At 38.4% G+C, this 18,745-nt stretch carries 21 protein-coding genes; 17 read left to right on the top strand and 4 right to left on the bottom strand.

Going from position 1 to position 18,745, the window contains the following annotated elements; translation table 11 throughout:
* Positions 1-34: 34 nt before the first annotated feature.
* The gene (locus IGJ00_RS10520) at positions 35-1,777 is read right to left on the bottom strand and encodes an ATP-binding protein (RefSeq protein WP_438844413.1); all 1,743 of its coding nucleotides are present in this window, start codon (positions 1,775-1,777) and stop codon (positions 35-37) included.
* Complete coding sequence (locus IGJ00_RS10515; RefSeq protein WP_010734999.1) at positions 1,774-2,478, bottom strand: response regulator transcription factor; 705 nt, start codon at positions 2,476-2,478, stop codon at positions 1,774-1,776. The genes IGJ00_RS10520 and IGJ00_RS10515 overlap by 4 nt, the downstream gene beginning before the upstream one ends.
* A 127-nt stretch (positions 2,479-2,605) precedes the next feature.
* Here IGJ00_RS10515 and IGJ00_RS10510 point away from each other — a divergent pair, with 127 nt between their 5' ends.
* The 5 genes from IGJ00_RS10510 to IGJ00_RS10490 all read left to right on the top strand — a co-directional run bounded on the left by IGJ00_RS10510 (position 2,606) and on the right by IGJ00_RS10490 (position 6,054).
* A complete protein-coding gene (locus tag IGJ00_RS10510) occupies positions 2,606-3,079 on the top strand; it encodes a DUF523 domain-containing protein (RefSeq protein WP_071867494.1) in 474 nt (157 codons plus the stop codon).
* Complete coding sequence (locus IGJ00_RS10505; protein WP_010735001.1) at positions 3,069-3,407, top strand: putative DNA-binding protein; 339 nt, start codon at positions 3,069-3,071, stop codon at positions 3,405-3,407. The genes IGJ00_RS10510 and IGJ00_RS10505 overlap by 11 nt, the downstream gene beginning before the upstream one ends.
* A 20-nt stretch (positions 3,408-3,427) precedes the next feature.
* Positions 3,428-4,846, top strand: a complete 1,419-nt coding sequence (ffh, locus tag IGJ00_RS10500) for a signal recognition particle protein (RefSeq protein WP_010735002.1) — start codon at positions 3,428-3,430, stop codon at positions 4,844-4,846.
* A 96-nt stretch (positions 4,847-4,942) separates the two neighbouring features.
* The gene (locus tag IGJ00_RS10495) at positions 4,943-5,506 is read left to right on the top strand and encodes a DNA-3-methyladenine glycosylase I (protein WP_074799519.1); all 564 of its coding nucleotides are present in this window, start codon (positions 4,943-4,945) and stop codon (positions 5,504-5,506) included.
* 14 nt (positions 5,507-5,520) lie between these two features.
* Positions 5,521-6,054 carry a dihydrofolate reductase family protein gene (locus tag IGJ00_RS10490; RefSeq protein WP_142433334.1) on the top strand — a complete coding sequence of 178 codons (534 nt, stop codon included), beginning with the start codon at positions 5,521-5,523 and terminating at the stop codon, positions 6,052-6,054.
* A gap of 65 nt (positions 6,055-6,119) precedes the next feature.
* Here the strand turns inward: IGJ00_RS10490 and IGJ00_RS10485 are convergent, their stop codons facing one another.
* Positions 6,120-6,674: an NADPH-dependent FMN reductase gene (locus tag IGJ00_RS10485; protein WP_142433335.1), complete on the bottom strand. Its 555-nt coding sequence runs from the start codon at positions 6,672-6,674 to the stop codon at positions 6,120-6,122.
* Positions 6,675-6,991: 317 nt separating this feature from the next.
* Between IGJ00_RS10485 and rpsP the strand changes: the two genes are divergently transcribed.
* The 11 genes from rpsP to IGJ00_RS10430 all read left to right on the top strand — a co-directional run bounded on the left by rpsP (position 6,992) and on the right by IGJ00_RS10430 (position 15,002).
* Positions 6,992-7,267 (top strand): 30S ribosomal protein S16, encoded by a 276-nt coding sequence (rpsP, locus tag IGJ00_RS10480; protein WP_010735006.1) that lies wholly within the window; start codon positions 6,992-6,994, stop codon positions 7,265-7,267.
* Positions 7,268-7,278: 11 nt separating this feature from the next.
* A complete protein-coding gene (locus IGJ00_RS10475; protein WP_019722767.1) occupies positions 7,279-7,527 on the top strand; it encodes a KH domain-containing protein in 249 nt (82 codons plus the stop codon).
* 104 nt (positions 7,528-7,631) lie between these two features.
* A complete protein-coding gene (locus IGJ00_RS10470; protein ID WP_142433336.1) occupies positions 7,632-8,459 on the top strand; it encodes a hypothetical protein in 828 nt (275 codons plus the stop codon).
* A 125-nt stretch (positions 8,460-8,584) separates the two neighbouring features.
* Complete coding sequence (rimM, locus tag IGJ00_RS10465; RefSeq protein ID WP_010735009.1) at positions 8,585-9,109, top strand: ribosome maturation factor RimM; 525 nt, start codon at positions 8,585-8,587, stop codon at positions 9,107-9,109.
* The gene (gene trmD, locus IGJ00_RS10460; protein WP_169823226.1) at positions 9,099-9,836 is read left to right on the top strand and encodes a tRNA (guanosine(37)-N1)-methyltransferase TrmD; all 738 of its coding nucleotides are present in this window, start codon (positions 9,099-9,101) and stop codon (positions 9,834-9,836) included. Before rimM ends, trmD begins: the two co-directional genes overlap by 11 nt.
* Before the next feature lie 145 nt (positions 9,837-9,981).
* A complete protein-coding gene (rplS, locus tag IGJ00_RS10455; protein WP_002286913.1) occupies positions 9,982-10,329 on the top strand; it encodes a 50S ribosomal protein L19 in 348 nt (115 codons plus the stop codon).
* Positions 10,330-10,643: 314 nt separating this feature from the next.
* Positions 10,644-11,654 (top strand): acyltransferase family protein, encoded by a 1,011-nt coding sequence (locus IGJ00_RS10450; RefSeq protein WP_071867501.1) that lies wholly within the window; start codon positions 10,644-10,646, stop codon positions 11,652-11,654.
* A gap of 44 nt (positions 11,655-11,698) precedes the next feature.
* Positions 11,699-12,253, top strand: coding sequence for an RNA polymerase sigma factor (locus IGJ00_RS10445; protein WP_108173431.1), 555 nt, complete (start codon positions 11,699-11,701; stop codon positions 12,251-12,253).
* The gene (locus IGJ00_RS10440; RefSeq protein WP_108173432.1) at positions 12,246-12,971 is read left to right on the top strand and encodes a hypothetical protein; all 726 of its coding nucleotides are present in this window, start codon (positions 12,246-12,248) and stop codon (positions 12,969-12,971) included. The genes IGJ00_RS10445 and IGJ00_RS10440 overlap by 8 nt, the downstream gene beginning before the upstream one ends.
* Positions 12,968-13,852: an ABC transporter ATP-binding protein gene (locus tag IGJ00_RS10435; RefSeq protein ID WP_071867504.1), complete on the top strand. Its 885-nt coding sequence runs from the start codon at positions 12,968-12,970 to the stop codon at positions 13,850-13,852. Before IGJ00_RS10440 ends, IGJ00_RS10435 begins: the two co-directional genes overlap by 4 nt.
* Positions 13,839-15,002 carry an ABC transporter permease subunit gene (locus tag IGJ00_RS10430; RefSeq protein ID WP_071867505.1) on the top strand — a complete coding sequence of 388 codons (1,164 nt, stop codon included), beginning with the start codon at positions 13,839-13,841 and terminating at the stop codon, positions 15,000-15,002. The genes IGJ00_RS10435 and IGJ00_RS10430 overlap by 14 nt, the downstream gene beginning before the upstream one ends.
* A 313-nt stretch (positions 15,003-15,315) precedes the next feature.
* On the opposite strand, the gene ppdK is transcribed toward IGJ00_RS10430, so the two are convergent.
* Positions 15,316-17,934 (bottom strand): pyruvate, phosphate dikinase, encoded by a 2,619-nt coding sequence (gene ppdK, locus IGJ00_RS10425; protein ID WP_430603787.1) that lies wholly within the window; start codon positions 17,932-17,934, stop codon positions 15,316-15,318.
* 169 nt (positions 17,935-18,103) lie between these two features.
* Between ppdK and IGJ00_RS10420 the strand changes: the two genes are divergently transcribed.
* Complete coding sequence (locus IGJ00_RS10420; protein ID WP_074799514.1) at positions 18,104-18,733, top strand: CBS domain-containing protein; 630 nt, start codon at positions 18,104-18,106, stop codon at positions 18,731-18,733.
* Positions 18,734-18,745: the final 12 nt, after the last annotated feature.

The following is an 18,745-nucleotide window of genomic DNA, read 5'->3' as shown; positions in this document are numbered from 1 at the left end:
ACGCTTATTTCATTTATACCTATCAGGTTCACGATTAATTGATTTTAGGGATCTTCACAATAAAGGTAGAGCCGATACCAGGGTGACTCTCGATCTCCACCGTACCATGAAGTAAATTCACGTATTCTTTCACGATCGACAATCCTAATCCTGTACCACCTGAATGGCGACTACGCGCTTTATCTACACGATAAAAACGTTCAAAGATGCGTTCTTGATCTTCGCGATCGATACCAATACCAAAATCTTGTACAGAGAAAATCAGCTGATCGTGGCTTTCGTAGCGAAGGATGATCTCACTTTCTTCTTTTGAATATTGGATCGCGTTTTCAAACAAGTTTTTGATGATCGGGTAAAGCAAATCAGGATGTGTCGTAAAGGCAGTATTTTCTCCAATCAATTTGATCGTCAACTGTTTTTTCCGGATCATTGGTTGATAGCTTTGGATCACCTGTTGGAAATAAGGCTCCATATAGATCGTTTGGGTTTCATGTAAACTCTCTTCGTCTTTTGATAACTGAATAATTTCTCGGATCAGCTTATCTAAACGAATCGCATCTTTTTGCATGATCAATAGAAATTCAGTCAGTGTGTCGGGGTCCTCTTTTGCACCGTCCAGTAAAGTCTCAGTAAACCCAATCAAAGAAGTGACAGGTGTTTTTAATTCATGTGAGACATTGCCGACAAAATCTTTTTGCATTTTTTCTAAATGTCTGACTTTTGTCAGATCATAAGCAACACCTAAAATTTGTCCAGTATCCTCTGAACTATTGAAATAACGCAAGCTGATATCCAGTGTTTGCGTACCGTCAGCAATCGTGACTTCTTGATGAACGATCGGTTCAGACGGAGAAACTTGATGGATCAATTGAATCAATTTTGGTTCGCGGATCACTTCTGTGTAATGTTGATTTTCTTGATAATCTTTCACACCTAGATGGACTTGCATTTTTGGATTAAGCAGGCGCAGTGTGGCATTGGAGTCAATCAGAAAGACACCGATCATCAATTCATTCAACAAGCTGTATAATTGTTCCTCCGTCGTCGTGTAGGCGCGATACATTTTGGTCATCTGTTCACTCAAGCCATTGATCGTCTGGTATAATTCTTCCCATTGATCAGAAGTCTGCATGATGATCTCCGTTTGTTCCGGGTTCTTGACCATTTTTTTCAAAACAGGAATCACTGTTTTGAGTGGTTGGTTTCGTTGGTAAATCAGGTAGTAGATCATAAATGTCAATAAAAGAAAGAAAACCAAGAAGAAACCGAATACCCAACGGCGAAAACTTTCCGTACGAGGAAGAAAGCCACTTGTAGGTTCAGCGATGCGAATGATCGCTACCAATTTTCCATTGACTTTGATGGGCAAGGCGACATAAAGTAATTCTTCATTCAATGTCGTACTCTTACGAAGAGAAGTACCAAGCGTACTTCCTTCTAAGATCGCTTTGATTTCCGGGCGTGTTTTTCTTTGTTCATGCAAAGAAGATTCTTCCGTGTCATAAATGATCGTGCCAGTTTGATCGATCAACGTCACTCGTTCATTGGATTGATGGACAAATTCATCCAGAACTATTTTATTACTAGCAGAAGTAGGATTCTCGACATCTAGTTGACGAGCCAATAACTGCGCTTTTTTAGTCAAATAACTTTCTTGTTGTTCAATGATCTGTTGTTGGAAATAATGGGAGATGATCTGCCATCCACCAAAAAATAAGCCAAGCAACAAGATGAGAAAAAACAAGCGCTCGGAGAATTTTTTCCATTGTTTTTTCATCGTTTTGGTTCCTGGAATTTATAACCAAAGCCCCGAACAGTCAGTAAATATTTAGGATGTTTCGGATCACGCTCGATTTTTTCACGTAAATGACTGACATGGACATCAACAATACGACTTTGTCCAGAAAAATCAAAATTCCAGATACGATCCAACAGTGTATCTCGGTCGATCACTCGATCTTTGCGTTTCATGAAATAAACAAGCAACTCAAATTCTTTCGGCGTAAGTTCGATCGGTTGGTCCTCGATCGTCACTTGATAATTCGTCAAGTCGGCTTTGATTTGTCCAATCGATAAGTATTCTGGTTCTGCCTCATCAGATTGAGTTTTACGGGGCTCGATCCGACGAAAGATGGCTTTCATCCGTGCAAGGACTTCCCGAGGGCTGAAAGGTTTCGTCAAATAATCATCCGCACCGATCTCCAGTCCGATGATTCGATCGACTTGATCATCTTTAGCTGTTAGGATCAATATAGGTGTATCATTTTTTTCTTGACGGAGCTTTTGTGTGATCGCGATGCCATCGATCGAAGGAAGCATCACATCTAAAATAATGAAATCATATGAATGTTCCAATGCAAGATCAAGACCTTCTTGACCATCTGCAGCACTGGTTACTTTATATCCTTCTTTTTCAAGATTGAATGTCAGTAATGTTACAATTGAGGGTTCGTCATCAACAACTAGTACTTTTTTCATAAATTCTCCTTTTGATAAATTTCATCTCCTTTATTTTAGCACAGAATCGGGGGCAAGGACTATTTAACCAGCTAAATAAATGGTATAATATAAAAGCAATTTGCTCAGCTAAAGGAGAAAATGTCCGATGATCGGTATCAGTGCTTGTTTAGGTGGCGTCTCATGTCGCTATGATGGCCGGGAACAAACAATCCCTGCCTTAAAAAAACTCGTGACAGAAGGTCAAGCAATCGTGATCTGTCCAGAAGTAGCAGGAGGTTTGCCCATTCCAAGAGAACCAGCGGAAATCGTTGGTGGTGATGGGTTTGATGTCTGGGATCATCAGGCTAAGGTCATGACGATCTCTGGAAAAGATGTTACAGAAGCTTATAAAAATGGTGCGATCAATGCTTATCAAGTACTCAAGGAAAAGCAGATCTCAACGTTGATCTTAAAAGCAAATAGTCCTTCCTGCGGCTCATCAACTATCTATGATGGTAGTTTCACTGGTAGTCTGAAAGAAGGCATTGGCGTAGCTACCGCCTATTTTCTCCAACAAAAAATCAGTGTCTGCTCAGAAGAAGAGTGGATGGATCAACGAGGTGAGTTGAATGGAAATTGAGAAAACCAATCGGATGAATGCTCTTTTTGAATTTTATTCGACACTGTTGACTGAGAAACAAATGAATTATATGGAATTATATTATGCAGATGATTTTTCACTTGGAGAAATCGCTGAAGAATATGAGGTCAGTCGCCAAGCAGTTTATGATAATATCAAACGAACGAGCAAGATCTTGGAGAATTACGAAAAAAAACTCCACCTTTTTTCTGATTATGTCGTTCGTGAACAGTTGTTGACAGAATTGACGAACTATATCAATGAACAGTATCCTGAAGATCAAACGCTGCAAGGATACATCAAAAAAATTCAAGAAATCGAAGAATAACAAAAAGGAATGAATAAAATATGGCATTTGAAAGCTTAACTGAACGCCTACAACAGGCGATGTCAAAGTTACGAAAAAAAGGAAAAGTCTCTGAAGCTGACGTCAAGGAAATGATGCGCGAGATCCGTCTTGCGCTATTAGAAGCCGATGTCAACTTACAAGTAGTCAAAGATTTTACGAAACGTGTGCGCGAACGTGCAGTTGGAGCAGAAGTACTTGATAGTCTTTCTCCAGCACAACAAATCGTAAAGATCGTGGATGAAGAGTTAACGATCACTTTGGGTTCAGAAACGGTCGAATTGACTAAATCTCCAAAAATCCCGACTGTCATCATGATGGCTGGTTTGCAAGGGGCAGGTAAAACAACGTTTACTGGTAAATTAGCGAATTATTTAAAGAAAAATGAAAATGCTCGTCCCTTATTGATTGCAGGTGACGTGTACCGTCCTGCTGCCATCGACCAGTTAAAAGTTTTAGGACAGCAATTGGATGTTCCGGTTTTTGATATGGGAACAGATGTGAGTCCTGTAGAAATCGTTCGTCAAGGGATGGAACTCGCGAAAGAAAAGAAAAATGATTACGTATTGATCGATACAGCCGGACGTTTACACATTGATGAAACATTGATGGATGAATTAAAACAAATCAAAGACTTGACACAACCTAACGAAATCCTACTCGTTGTCGATGCGATGACTGGTCAAGATGCCGTCAACGTTGCGGATAGCTTCAATCAACAATTAGGGATCACCGGGGTCGTCATCACAAAATTAGATGGAGACACACGTGGGGGAGCGGCGCTATCGATTCGTTCAGTGACCGGTGCACCAATCAAGTTCATCGGTTCTGGTGAAAAGCTGACTGACTTAGAAGTCTTCCATCCAGATCGTATGGCAAGTCGTATCCTTGGTATGGGGGATATGTTGACGCTGATCGAAAAAGCGCAACAAGACTATGATGAGAAAAAAGCAGAAGAGCTTGCGCAAAAAATGCGTGAGAACTCATTTGACTTCAATGATTTCATTGAACAATTGGATCAAGTCATGGGTATGGGCCCAATCGAAGACTTATTAAAAATGATCCCAGGAATGAATCAGATGCCAGGAATCGAAAATATCAAAGTTGATCCGAAAGATGTTGAGCGTAAAAAAGCAATGGTTTATTCGATGACACCTGCAGAACGTGAAAACCCAGACCTATTGAATCCAAGCCGCCGACGCAGAATTGCTGCTGGTTCAGGGAACAGCGTAGTGGAAGTCAATCGTATGATCAAACAATTCAAAGAATCCCGTAAGATGATGCAACAAATGTCTAAAGGGGATATGAATATTCCTGGCATGGACCAAATGTTCGGTACCGGTGTCAAAGGTAAGCTAGGAAAAATGGCGATGAATCGCATGATGAAGAAAAATAAAAAGAAAAAGAAGAAAAAGAAATAAACAGTAATCAAGTGCAAAAAAGCTTCGAAGACGTATTTAATTTTGTCTTCGGAGTTTTTTCATACATTGTCTGAAAATCCCAAAAGGAGTGAGTCGATGCAACGCTGTCCATGGAGTGAATCAACTGAAATGATGCGTGAGTACCATGATACGATTTGGGGAGTACCTGAATATGATGACCAACGACTGTACCGTAAATTAATGCTTGATATCAATCAAGCAGGTCTCAGCTGGCAAACGATCTTGAACAAGAGCCAAGCTTTCGATGAGGCTTACGACCAGTTTGAACTCGAAAAAGTCGCTAGCTATACTAAAGAAAAAATCGAAGAATTGATGAGCAATAAAGGAATCATCCGCAATCGCCGGAAAATTGAAGCGGCAATCGCTAACGCACAAGCTATTTTAGCCATGCGAGCAACCGGACTGAGTTTTTCTGATTACCTCTGGTCTTTTGTCAATGGCGAAGTCGTGATCGGAAACTACCAAGACCAAAGTGAAGTGCCAACTACTAGTGAACTCTCTGATCGCATCTCAAAGGACTTAAAAAAACGCGGTTTCAAATTTATTGGAAGTACGACCATTTATGCCTTTTTAGAAGCGGTAGGGATCATCAACGATCACCTGATCACATGTTTTCGCCACCAAGAAGTCACTCGCTAAAGGAGAAAGATGAAATGTCTAAGATCATTTTTTACGGAGCAATCAGTATGGATGGCTATCTAGCAACAATTAATGATGACTTGCAATGGCTCTTCGATACGCCTATTGGGGAAAAAACAACCTATGATGCGTTTTATCAAACCATCGATACAACGATCATGGGCAGAAAAACGTATCAAGAAGCCAAAAAATATTTAGATACAGCCAAGATCTATCCAGAAAAAACCAATTATGTCTTTTCAACAGACAAAGAATTGAAGTTAGAGGATGCTAGGGTCGTTCACGAAGATCCCGTAAGCTTGATCAAGGAGTTGAAGGAATCAAGTGAACAAAGGATCTGGGTAGTTGGTGGCGGTCGTTTGCTCAAACCAATCATTGAACAGCAACTGATCGATGAATGGTACATTCAAATTGCGCCTGTATTACTTGGGAAAGGGATTCGTCTTTTTCAAGAAGGAGATTATGTACAGCGGTATCAATTGGTGGACACGAAACGCTTTGGCGAGTTTATTGAGCTACACTATCGTAAAGAAGGGCACAAAGAATAGTAGGTCACACAAAAAAACACGAAACAACATGCTGTTTCGTGGTTTTTTGTAAAATTAGCAAGACATCAAGCGTTCAATTTTCCAGCGAAATCTAGATACGCATCTAAAATCGTTTGGAAGAAATCAACGGTTCCTTGGATAATGTTGCCATCTTCATCAAGTAAGTTATTGATATTTCCGATATACGCTTCTGGTTGTTGTAATGTTGGGACATTTAAAAAGACTAATGATTGACGTAAGTGATGATTTGCGCCAAAACCACCGACTCCACCAGGAGAAGCAGTGACCACTAAACCAGGTTTTTTATCCCAGACACTTTGACCATAAGGACGAGAACCAACATCCAAGGCATTTTTCAATACAGCTGGCACTGAGCGGTTGTACTCAGGAGTAACAAAGATCACGCCGTCTAGATCTTTGACTTCTTCACGGAAACGTGTCCATTCTGTAGGTGTTTGCTCAGGTGTCTCGATATCTTCGTTATAAAAAGGAAGGTCATCGATTTTTACAAATACGCTCTCGTATCCTTCCGGTAATAAGTCCGAAAAAGTTTCTGCAACTTTCTTATTGTATGAATCTTTTCTTAAACTTCCGATGAAAAAACCAATTTTTTTTGTCATAAAACAATTCCTCCTTCAATCTTTCTATATTTATCTTACAAAAAATAAGTAAACTGAGCAAATAAAAACACTTGGGTTATTTTAATGTAGAGTCGAAAACAAAAGAAATGCTTATGGATAGGGGATTTACAAGCTTCCTATGTTCAACCTTGATGATTCAAAAAAGTAAGAAGAAATCCATGGAAAAGGACACTAACGACTTAAAGAAAGAATAAAAATAGAAAAAAATCAGACTGTAAAGAAAAAAAGCTTTACAGGGTAAAAAAAAACTGGTACACTACATCTTGTGAATAAAACAATGGAGGTGGAAATATATAATGGCAGTTAAAATCCGTTTAAAACGTATGGGTTCTAAAAAGAGTCCTTTTTACCGTATCGTCGTAGCTGATTCTCGTTCTCCTCGTGATGGACGTTTCATCGAAACTGTAGGTACTTACAACCCTTTGAAAGACCCTGCAGAAGTAGTTTTAAAAGAAGATTTAGTACTTGACTGGTTATCAAAAGGTGCACAACCTTCAGATACAGTACGTAACATCCTTTCAAAAGAAGGCGTTATGAAAAAACATCATGAAGCTAAATTCTCAAAGAAATAAGGTGACCGGATATGAAAGATTTAAGCGAATTAGTCTTAACAATCGTTCGTCCGTTAGTTACTTATCCTGATCAAGTCCAGCTAGAAGTCGTTGAATCGGAAGATTTTTACGAATACAATCTAACTGTGGCTCCCGAAGATATCGGTCGTATCATCGGTAAACAAGGGCGCGTTGCGAAAGCAATCCGCACGATCGTTTACGGAGTACGAATCAATGCACCGAAAAAAGTGCGTTTGAATATCATCGACAATAAAGAATAAACTGTTTCGTTTTCGCGAAACAGTTTTTTTGTGTTCTTTAGAGATCATATTTGGCAAAAACAGGTACAAAGCGTATCCTTAATAGTAAGAGAGGAGTGTTTCAAATGAAAAAAATAGGTTTGATCAGCTTATTCGCTGTCGCTTTACTCGGTGCTTGTCAATCACCAAGTGAAACGAGTCAAGAAACGACAAATGAAACAGTTCGTACGACAGAAACAACTACTTCAAAGGAAGAGATAGGGGCATCTTCCACAAGTAGTCAGGAGACAACAGCTTCAACAGCATCATCAGCTGAAACAAGCACGAGCACACAAGAAAATTCGACGCAAACTGCCTTTGAGCAATTGCAAAAAGAGTATCCAGACACACCGATGCCAAAAGAGATCCCAGTTGGGTCATCTAACTTGAACATCGCAGCAACGATGACAAAACAAGGCTTTTCTGTCTTATACTATCAATCAGAACAAGCGCTACCACTAAACGACGCCTCATTGAACCAAGCAGAACCAATCGCTTCTTACCTTTATCAAGATGACTTTGCATCTTCCCAAGAAACACTGAACACGATTCAGCCATTTACGGTCGATACTGGAGGAAGACAAGTCGATCTCGGCTATAACATTGTCGGTTATCAACAAGGTGCTGCCGGTTCTTCGATTCTTGAATGGCAAGAAGGAAATTGGCGGTTACGAATACGTGCCAGCAATATTGACGGACAAGATCCTGTACCTTTGGCGAAACAGATCGTGACTTACTTGGAGTCTGCCCGCTTACCTGCACCGGAAAAAGTCGGAACGATCGAAATCAATATGACCGATGGCACCAATCAAAATACTCGGATCATTTGGCAACAACCAACCACTGTCTATACGATCACGAATCAAGATTCGATGAATGCATTAAAAATGGCTGTTTCCATGGAACAACAATAAAAGAAGACTAGAATTGCCAAGAACCACATGCTAAAATAGACAGGAAACGATAGAACACTCTGAGTCCAAAAGCAAATCGTGACCAAGCAGAGTGACAAGAATCATGAAAGAAATGAGGACAAAAGTTGACTGAATATCTAAATGTTGGCAAGATTGTCAATACCCAAGGAATCAAAGGCGAAGTCCGTGTCATCTCAACCACAGATTTCCCTGAAGAACGTTACAAAAAAGGTGAAGTTTTGACACTCTTCCAAGAAGGAAAAGCTCCTGTAGAATTGACTGTAAAAAGTCACCGTAAACATAAAAACTTTGATTTACTCAGCTTTGAGAATCATCCTTCCATCAATGACGTTGAAAAATACCGTGATGGTATCTTACGTGTATCAAAAGAAAACTTAGTTGAATTGACAGAAAATGAATATTACTACCATGAAATCATTGGCTTAAAGGTCATTGATGAAAACGAAAAAGAACTAGGAAAGATCAAAGAGATTTTATCTCCAGGCGCAAATGATGTTTGGGTCATCCAACGACCAAAGAAAAAAGATGCACTGATCCCGTATATCGATTCCGTCGTTCAAGAAGTCGATCTTGAAAATGGCTTGGTTCGTGTAACATTATTAGAAGGATTGATCGATGATGAAGATTGACGTGTTGACTCTGTTTCCGCGAATGTTTGAAGGCCCGATGGGGGAATCGATCATTGGTAAAGCAGTAGCAAAAGAATTGTTAGAAATCAATGTTTCTAATTTCCGTGAGTATTCGGACAACAAACACCAAACGGTCGATGACTATCCTTATGGTGGTGGAGCAGGGATGTTATTGAAAGTCCAACCCATCTATGACAATATCAAAGCCATCGAAGAAAAACATCCAGAGACTAAGAAACGGGTGATTTTACTTGATCCAGCTGGTCAACCGTTCAATCAAAAAATGGCAGAAGAATTTTCGGAAGAAGAGCACCTGATCTTTATTTGTGGCCACTATGAAGGCTATGATGAGCGCATCCGTTCGCTCGTAACTGATGAAGTCTCATTGGGAGATTATGTACTGACCGGTGGAGAGTTAGGTGCCATGGTCATGATCGATGCGACCGTTCGGCTATTGCCGGATGTTTTAGGTAATCAAACATCTGCCCAAACAGACTCGCATTCTACTGGCTTGTTGGAACATCCTCAATATACGAGACCAGCAGAATTCAAAGATATGAAAGTACCAGAAGTATTGACCAATGGTAACCATAAATTGATTGAAGAATGGCAACTAAAAGAATCCTTACGCCGGACATATCTTCGACGTCCAGACATGTTAGAAAAATTAGACATGACACCGCAAATGGAAAAAATGCTAGCGGAGATCAAAAAAGAAGAAGCTTGAGTTGCAACAAATAAATGAAAATTTTCTTTACACTCACCATAGAATATGATAGTATTCTATGGTGAGTGTAAAAACACTTAACTATTACGATGTTCCGCTGTGAGAAATTACTCATAAGAATGTTTGGAATAAGGAGAAGAAAACAATGAATCCATTAATCGAAGAATTAACAAAAGAACAACTACGTTCTGACATTCCAGCTTTCCGCCCTGGTGACACTGTACGTGTTCATGCGAAAGTTGTCGAAGGTACTCGTGAACGTATCCAGTTATTTGAAGGTGTTGTAATCAAACGCCGTGGTGCTGGAATCAGCGAAACTTATACAGTACGTAAAGTTTCTAACGGTGTAGGCGTTGAGCGTACATTCCCATTGCACACACCACGTGTTGCAAAAATCGAAGTTGTCCGTTACGGTAAAGTACGTCGTGCGAAATTGTACTACCTACGTGCATTACACGGAAAAGCAGCTCGTATCAAAGAAATCCGTCGTTAATTTGTTATTATCAGACAGAGGAAGAACCCTTGAATTTTCAAGGGTTCTTTTTTTTTTCAATTTTTGATGACCTTGATTTTATGTTTTTCCCTTCCAATGCTTCATTACTGTAAGATGTTTGGAAGGCTTTCTTTATATTTAGTTAGAAAAGCCAGTTGCTTACGATAAATGTCGATAATCCGAATGAGAAAATACTATTTAAAAAACTTTCATTTGATATTTACATATATTTATTAGATTTTGCTAATCTTTAAATGTTTTTTTTATTTTTACAGTTAATTGTTAGTGTAAGAGCCAAATCATAAGGAGAAGCCATGAAGAACAAAAATCAGAACCTATATATTGCGCAATTTATTGCAACGGTTTGTGTTGTCGTTGTCCACTCTGGAACGATTGTTAGTGATCCAACATTGCATTTTATAGTTAAAAGCATGATTTGCCGAATCGCTGTCCCGTTTTTCTTCGTAAATAATGCGTACTTCTTTCGATTGAACAGCAAAAGAGAAGGGCATTCGCTGAAGTGGCTGAGAAAGATAGTATATCTCTATGCAGTGACATTTATGCTTTACATACCTTTTGGTATTCAGTTGATACAACAGACAGTCCAAGTTCATTTAGGATTACTACCAATAGCACTTATTGTCTCTTTCTTTTACAGTGGGAGCTTCTATCATTTGTGGTATTTTCCTGCTTTAGTCTTCTCGATAGTTATTGTGAGATACATGCTTCAAAAACTAGGTTATAGATGGATGCTGCTGATTTGCTTCTTGCTCTTTTCGATTGGCTCTATTGAAACATATTCAGCATTTTTTTCTAATCCGTTGCTCGTTTCAGGCGTGGAAAAATATTTCAGTGTGTTTGCGACTACAAGGAATGGCTTTTTCTTTAGTCCGATATTTGTTCTCATAGGGTTTGTTCTAGCAGATAATAAGTATAAATTAAAAAAATACTCCAAGTCACTTTTCTATGGATTGTTCTTAGCTAGTCTTATTGGAGTTTTTGAAGGAATGATCGTATTTCAAAATCAAGGAATCGATAAGAATTTTATGTACTTCACTATTCCATTTACGGTGTGTTTGTTTGGCTTATTAGTTATTACGAAAAACAAGATAAGCGGATTTGAAAAGTTGAAACCCTATAGTCAAAGTGTTTTTTTGCTACATATGATACCTATTCAAATTTTTAATTTGTGGCATAACGAAATTACTGTCGTTAATGGCTTATTTCGTGTAATGATGGGAGTGTTAATTCCACTCATTATGGTTTGGGGTTTTAGCATGGTAAGAAAAACAATGTCAAGAATAAGCCTTGTCAAAATAAAGTAGATCCAGGCGGATTTTGACTCCTTGATGAATTGAAAGAGAGGTAGGTGAGAGAAATCAACGACTATCTAACTATCCTGAAAATAAAGTCAGGAGATGTTGACGCTTGGGAAAAACTTATTGATAAATATTACGACAAAATTTTCAATTATTGCAGAAGAAGGTTTTTTGGAAAAAGTAGATTAGCTGAAGATTTAACCCAAGAAACGTTTTTGAAAGTGATAAGCAGCATTGATTCTTATAAATTTTCAGGAAGTTTCTTCAATTATCTTTTCACCATTGCTGTGAATACGTGTAATAGCTATAGCAAGAAAAATGATTTTGACGAAGTAGTATTCGATGAATCTTACAATAAAGAGTTAGAAGACCAAGACTCAAGCTTTGACTTCATAAATGATCAAAACAGGAACATTCAGCGTGCGTTAGACCAACTGCCAGAGTACCAAAGAGAAGCGATCATACTTAAATTTTTCTATGATATGAAAGTTAAGGAAATAGCACAGTTAACTAAAACGAGTGTGCCAACAGCACAATCAAGGATTCAACAAGGACTAGACAAAATGAAACAAATACTTAAAAAGGAGGACTATTATTTTGAATAGAGATTATTTGAAAAATGATATTTCTACCCAAGAAGCCAAAAAAAGAATAGTGAGATTGGGAAACAAGCAAATGCTTAAAAACCAAATTTCAAGAAAATCCTATTTAAGTTTGTTTTTATCCTCAATTAAGTTTGTGGGATGGAAATTGTGGAGTATTCAATTTGCACTTCTAGGATTCTCCTTGTTTCTTATGTTTTCAAAGGGTGAAATGAGCTATGAACATGTTCTGAGAGGGATAACAGGAATGGTTCTTTTTTCAGTGATATTTTTCACAGATGAGCTGTTTAAGAGCTTCACGAATAATATGTGGGAGCTAGAGCAGACGTTTAAATACGATTTACGGCAACATACAGCGATGAAAATGCTTGTTTTTGGTGTATTTGATTTGCTTTTGATAGTGATTCTTGCGGTGGTAGGTAAGCAGATATTTCCTGTGTCTTTCTTAAGTTTTGCGTTGTATCTTCTCGTTCCGTTCAATGTTTTCTGTATTGTTTTATTCTCAATTTTTACTCTAATACGAAATAACTTGTCGAACCTATTGCTTTGGACTAGTTCGGGAGTACTAGTCGCAGTATCGATTATTATCGAAGGGATATTCAACATTTATAGTTTTCCACTTTCTTATTGGACGATTGTTTATGTGATTACTTCAATTGGACTTCTTGCATTGATAAGACAAATGTTAAAGCAACATAACATGGGAGGTGATTTTATATGAAATTAGAAATAAAGAATATTACTAAGAAATTCGATGAATTAAAAGCCTTAGATGATGTTTCTCTAACGTTGAAAGCAGGAGTTTATGGCTTGCTTGGAGCCAATGGTTCAGGAAAGACAACTCTTTTTAGATTAATTTGTGGAGTGATCAAATCCGATAGTGGGAAAATTTTATATAACGATGAGGATGTGACAATAAATAGTGAAGCATTTAGATCGGTACTAGGTTTCTTACCACAAGATTTCAGTTATTATCCAGATTTTACAGGGATAAAGTTTATGCTTTATATCTCAGCATTAAAAGGATTGAGAGGGAAACTAGCAACAAGACGATGTTTGGAATTGCTTGAATTAGTTGGGCTATCAGAGCAAAAGAATAAAAAAATAAAGAAATATTCAGGTGGTATGAAACAACGTTTAGGAATTGCTCAAGCACTGATTAATGATCCTGAAATTTTGATACTTGATGAACCAACAGTAGGATTAGATCCAAAAGAGCGAGTGAGGTTCAGAAACTTAATCAGCTCCCTATCAGAGAATAAAATTATTATTTTATCTACTCACATTGTATCTGATGTGGAATATATTTCGGATGAAGTGTTGGTTTTAAATAAAGGTGTGGTTCAAGATAGAGGATTAGTAACTGAATTAATGAATAATATCGAAAACAGTGTGTGGGAAGTTAAAACATCGCTTGACGAGATTGAATCATATTACCAAAAATATCCTGTAAGCAATCAAAAGTATGTAGATGATCGTGTCATATTAAGAATCATTTCGACGGTCAAACCGAATGACAATGCTCTCCATGTGAAGGCGAACTTGGAAGATTTGTATTTATACTATTTTAGAACTGAGGATCAAACGAATGCAGATTTTTAAATTTGAAAGTGAAAAGATACTGAAAAACAAATCGATTATTGGATCTGGGCTTGTCTTGTTATTGAGTCTTTTTGCAATCGTCTATATTGGCTTTTTTCAGTCGCAACTTAGGGGAGCTAAAAATATTACTGATGTTTCGGGTAGGGAATCAATTGAAAGATATCTAGATTTTACAAATGAGTACCAAGGTGAGTTGACTGATCATAAGGTTAAAAAAATTACATCTGACTATTTGAAGATTTATCAGGACAAAAAAAGAAAAAACATTCAAATATTTGATTACTTTCAATGGTCAGTGGTCGATACATTCACAAATCACGAGGAGCAAGATGTTTATGTTGAAATGATAGATGCCATTAGGGACGGTAAAAAATATACCATTGACGATGTGAATCTTTTATCTATGAAAAACGTGGGCTATAAAAAAATGGGATTTCCGATCAAAATAGGGAATTTTAAGACTTGGACGGATTTGTTAAATGTCACTTCAATTGCTTTTATCCCAATTTCGCTGTTTGTCATTCTGATATGCTCGATTCTTTTTGCGAATGATACTTCAAAAAATATTATTCCTTTGTTGTTGTCTACAAGGTACGGCAGAACAAAAATGATAAAATCAAAAATTCTGGTTGGAACAGGTATGGCTATAGCTTCCTTTCTGATCGTTCAGTTAATCATCTTGATAATATTTTATATTTATTATGGATTTAGTGGGTGGGATGTGAGCGTTCAAGCCAACTTGGATTGGAAGGTCTTTGATTTTCCATTGGGATGGAATATGCTTCAAGCTTACTTGTTCGGTGTTGTTTTTCAGTTAATAGGAGTGCTGTTCATCGCTGGCGTAACTATGCTGATTTCCAGTTTGAGTAGTTCACCATTTAGTGCGCTAGCTATTTCACTAGGACTCTTTGTCATTCCGCAACCACTGACGCATATTTTTATGTCGGGAATACCGAATAAAATACTGTATCTCTTCCCAATCAATACATTTGAAATTGATAAAGTGTTGTTATGGATGAGTCGAGATAATATGTTCTTCTTTCACTCTTTTGTTGCCAACGTCGCTTTAATACTTATCGTTCTGTTGGTGACAAAAGTGGTATTAGATACAAGTATTTATGTGAGAATGAAAAAACTCAGTCTTTCTTAAAGGATACAAAGAGAAAGGTAGCTAAAAATAGAATTTAGATAAAGACCGAGCAGGATATGTTGGTTGGATCTTAGTCAATATGATCGACAGTGGAGAGCTATCAGAAAATCGCTATATGAACTATTTGAAATTGCAGAAAGAACTGCTCTTTCAAGAAAAGAGAATCCGTGAAAAGGAGAAGCTGAAGAACAGAAGAAAAAGAAAATAGCTCACGGTAAAATAATATCGCTCTAAAGAAGTAACCACAGCCTAAAACGTTCGATACGTTGGCTGTGGTTACTTTTTTTAAAACTAGATACAAAGAAATAAATAATTAAGACGGACGGCTACGGATCGCAGCCTGTGCCACCGCTAATCGAGCAGCTGGAATCCGGTAAGGAGAGCAGGAGACATAGTCGATTCCAATGGCTTGAAAGAAGGGAATCGATTGAGGATCTCCGCCGACTTCACCACAAATGCCGATCGTCATCGTTGGTTTGGTTCGACGTGCATTAGAAACAGCGAGTTTGATCAATTGACCAACACCTTGTTGATCTAAATGTTGAAATGGATCATGGGTCATGATCGCTTTTTCTTGGTAGCGATTGATGAATTTTCCAATATCATCTCGAGAAAATCCATAGGTCATTTGAGTGAGATCATTTGTACCGAAACTGAAGAAATCAGCTTGTTCTGCTAATTGATCGGCAATCAAACAAGCACGAGGTAACTCGATCATCGTACCGATCTCGTAAGGAAATGGTACGATGTTTTGTGCGTTGAAAGTTGCTTCAATCGTTTCGATCAATAGAGCTTTGAGGTGTAGCAATTCTTCTTTTTCAGCAATCAATGGGATCATGATTTCTGGAACAACTGGTATCCCTTCTTGTACTAGCCGAATCGCACTTTGAATGATTGCTTTGACTTGCATCTGATAGATTTCAGGTGTAGTGATCCCTAAGCGACACCCACGGTGACCTAACATCGGATTGGTTTCTTTCAAATACTCGATCTTTGCTGTCAGTTCATTGACTGATCGGACCAGTTTGTCTGCTAAATTCGCAATGTCTGGTACCTCATGGGGAAGAAACTCGTGCATCGGTGGGTCAAGTAGGCGAATGACCATTGGTTTATCTTGGATCGTTTGGAACATCTGATAAAAATCATTTTCTTGAAATGCCAGCAATTTTGTCATAGCTGTTTCCATTTCTCGGTGATCTTCTGCTAAAATCAAGCGACGCATTTCTAAAATACGATCTTCTCCGAAAAACATATGCTCGGTCCTAGCTAATCCGATACCTGTAGCCCCAAAATCAAGAGCAGTGGTTAAATCAGTTAAAGTTTCAGCATTGGCACGCACTTCTAAGTCGGCGAGTTCATCCGCCCAAGATAAAAATAAAGTAAGGTCCTGATTGTTTTCAGCGATAACTGTAGGAAGTTCCCCTAAGTAAATCTCGCCTGTATTGCCATTGACGGAGAGAATCTCGCCTTCTTTTAGCCGAATGTCATTTGTTGTTACAGTTTTTGCTTCTTCGTCGATCGTCAAGGTTTCCGTACCAGTCACGCAACAAGTACCCATCCCACGAGCGACGACAGCGGCATGAGAAGTCATCCCGCCACGACTAGTGACGATGGCTTCACTAACGATCATTCCTTCGATATCTTCTGGAGAGGTTTCTTGGCGAACTAAGATGACCTTATTTCCTTGTTCATATCGTTCTTTTGCTTTTTCGGCTGTGAAGACGATCTCACCTGTGGCAGCACCGGGACTTGCAGGTAAGCCTTGAGCAAATGGTGTTGCTTGATCTAGAGCTTCGGGTTTAAAAATCGGATGGATCAACTGGTCGATCATTTCTGCTTCCACTCGCATCAAAGCCTCTTCTTTTGAAAGAACGTTCTCGTCTACTAAGTCAGTCGCAATCTTTAAAGCAGCTTTAGCTGTTCGTTTGCCATTTCTCGTTTGTAAAATAAATAGCTTTCCCTGTTCAACGGTAAATTCGATATCTTGCATATCTTTGTAATGAAGTTCTAGCATTTGTGCGTAGTGCAAGAAATCTTGGTAGACATTAGGTAGTCGCTCACTTAGCTCTTGGATCGGTTGGGGCGTGCGAATGCCAGCAACAACGTCTTCTCCTTGTGCATCCAGCAAAAATTCACCAAAAAGCTGATTGTCACCTGTAGCGGGATTTCGGGTAAAGACGACACCTGTACCGCTTTCATTTCCGCTATTTCCAAAAACCATTTCTTGGACATTGACAGCCGTGCCTAAATGATGAGAGATACCATGTAACTCTCGATAAACGTTTGCTCGTGGATTGTTCCAAGAGTGGAAGACCGCTTGGATTGCTTCTTTTAGCTGATCCATAGGATGTTGAGGGAAAACTTTATTATGTTTGATAAATAGCTCTTTATAATTTTTGATCAATGCTAACTGTTGTTGTTCGTTGAAATCATTAACCGTTTTATTGATTTCTTTTTCTGCATTTGTGAGTAGAAGATTGAATTTTTCTTTGGGGATTCCGTAGACGACATCGCCAAACATTTGCAACAAACGACGGTAGCAATCATAAGCAAAAGCTAAACTAGTTTGCTCAGCTAAAGCATGTACTCGTAAATCATTTAGACCTAGATTGAGGATCGTATCCATCATACCAGGCATAGAAAAGACTGCACCACTCCTTACAGAAACTAGCAATAGCTCATCATCGTTCGTAAATGACTTGTTTGTTTTTACTTCTAGCCGTTCGATAGCTGTTTGAATCTCTGTTATCAATTGTTGATCAAAGAAAGCGGCATTTTTAAGATAGCGCATACAACTTTCTGTAGTCAGGGTAAAGCCAGAAGGAACAGGCAATCCTAAGTGAGTCATTTCCGCTAGATTTGCACCTTTTCCACCCAATAATGCTTTATCTTTGCTTCTGCCTTCGTTAAAGTCATAGATCCATTTTACCATATGATAAGCCTCCATTGATTTAATGTGAGTCATTTATATTGTAAACACATCTTAATATGACTCATATATATCTGTCAATAAGAATAATGAAACACAAATTTATTTTGAAATCGGTTTATATATGTGTATAATAAGAAATGAAGATGAGGGAGGGAGAGAAAAAGCACAAATGAAATTGAGTGAACGACAAAAAAAGATCATCGAGATCGTCAAAGAGACACAACCTGTCAGCGGAGAAAAAATTTCTGAACTCTTAGATGTTTCAAGAGCGACACTGCGGTCGGACTTATCCTTTTTGACAATGTCTGGGATACTGGAAGCTACGCCGAAAATTGGTTATACGTATACAGGTTCTGACCTAGAGACGCTTTTTTTCTTTAAAACATTCACAGTCAAAGTGGATGAGATCATGGTGCCACCATTGCTGATTGATTTGAATACTTCGATCCGTGATGCGATCACGACATTATTCGTGTATGATGTTGGCTCGATTTATGTGATTGACGGAGAAAAACAATTGGTGGGTGTATTATCTCGAAAAGATTTGTTGAGAGCTTCCTTAAATACTGAAATCGATCATACGCCGGTCGCTCTTTGTATGACACGAAATCCGCATATCAGAACTTGCACGAAAAAAATGGATTTATTGGAAGTAGCGACGATCCTTCAAGATTTTGAAGTTGACTCTCTGCCAGTGGTTGATGAAGCAAATGAGCGAAACGTAATCGGTAAGATCACTAAATCAAAAGTATTGAATTTTATCACTCAGCAAGCGAGAAATGCTGAACGAAATCGATAGGGGGAGTTTATC

The sequence above is a fragment of the Enterococcus sp. AZ062 genome, assembly GCF_051715065.1.
GTDB lineage: Bacteria > Bacillota > Bacilli > Lactobacillales > Enterococcaceae > Enterococcus_B > Enterococcus_B mundtii.
Note: the sequence above shows the minus strand (reverse complement) of the source record. Positions and strands in the feature narration are given on the sequence as shown.

Coding starts and splice junctions, on each gene's coding strand:
- IGJ00_RS10450 (WP_071867501.1), top strand. CDS start 10,644: ATGAAGAACAAAAATCAGAACCTATATATTGCGCAATTTATTGCAACG.
- IGJ00_RS10490 (WP_142433334.1), top strand. CDS start 5,521: ATGTCTAAGATCATTTTTTACGGAGCAATCAGTATGGATGGCTATCTA.
- IGJ00_RS10510 (WP_071867494.1), top strand. CDS start 2,606: ATGATCGGTATCAGTGCTTGTTTAGGTGGCGTCTCATGTCGCTATGAT.
- trmD (WP_169823226.1), top strand. CDS start 9,099: ATGAAGATTGACGTGTTGACTCTGTTTCCGCGAATGTTTGAAGGCCCG.
- IGJ00_RS10470 (WP_142433336.1), top strand. CDS start 7,632: ATGAAAAAAATAGGTTTGATCAGCTTATTCGCTGTCGCTTTACTCGGT.
- ppdK (WP_430603787.1), bottom strand. CDS start 17,934: ATGGTAAAATGGATCTATGACTTTAACGAAGGCAGAAGCAAAGATAAA.
- IGJ00_RS10430 (WP_071867505.1), top strand. CDS start 13,839: ATGCAGATTTTTAAATTTGAAAGTGAAAAGATACTGAAAAACAAATCG.
- IGJ00_RS10485 (WP_142433335.1), bottom strand. CDS start 6,674: ATGACAAAAAAAATTGGTTTTTTCATCGGAAGTTTAAGAAAAGATTCA.
- IGJ00_RS10505 (WP_010735001.1), top strand. CDS start 3,069: ATGGAAATTGAGAAAACCAATCGGATGAATGCTCTTTTTGAATTTTAT.
- IGJ00_RS10435 (WP_071867504.1), top strand. CDS start 12,968: ATGAAATTAGAAATAAAGAATATTACTAAGAAATTCGATGAATTAAAA.
- ffh (WP_010735002.1), top strand. CDS start 3,428: ATGGCATTTGAAAGCTTAACTGAACGCCTACAACAGGCGATGTCAAAG.
- rpsP (WP_010735006.1), top strand. CDS start 6,992: ATGGCAGTTAAAATCCGTTTAAAACGTATGGGTTCTAAAAAGAGTCCT.
- IGJ00_RS10520 (WP_438844413.1), bottom strand. CDS start 1,777: ATGAAAAAACAATGGAAAAAATTCTCCGAGCGCTTGTTTTTTCTCATC.
- IGJ00_RS10475 (WP_019722767.1), top strand. CDS start 7,279: ATGAAAGATTTAAGCGAATTAGTCTTAACAATCGTTCGTCCGTTAGTT.
- rplS (WP_002286913.1), top strand. CDS start 9,982: ATGAATCCATTAATCGAAGAATTAACAAAAGAACAACTACGTTCTGAC.
- IGJ00_RS10515 (WP_010734999.1), bottom strand. CDS start 2,478: ATGAAAAAAGTACTAGTTGTTGATGACGAACCCTCAATTGTAACATTA.
- IGJ00_RS10495 (WP_074799519.1), top strand. CDS start 4,943: ATGCAACGCTGTCCATGGAGTGAATCAACTGAAATGATGCGTGAGTAC.
- IGJ00_RS10420 (WP_074799514.1), top strand. CDS start 18,104: ATGAAATTGAGTGAACGACAAAAAAAGATCATCGAGATCGTCAAAGAG.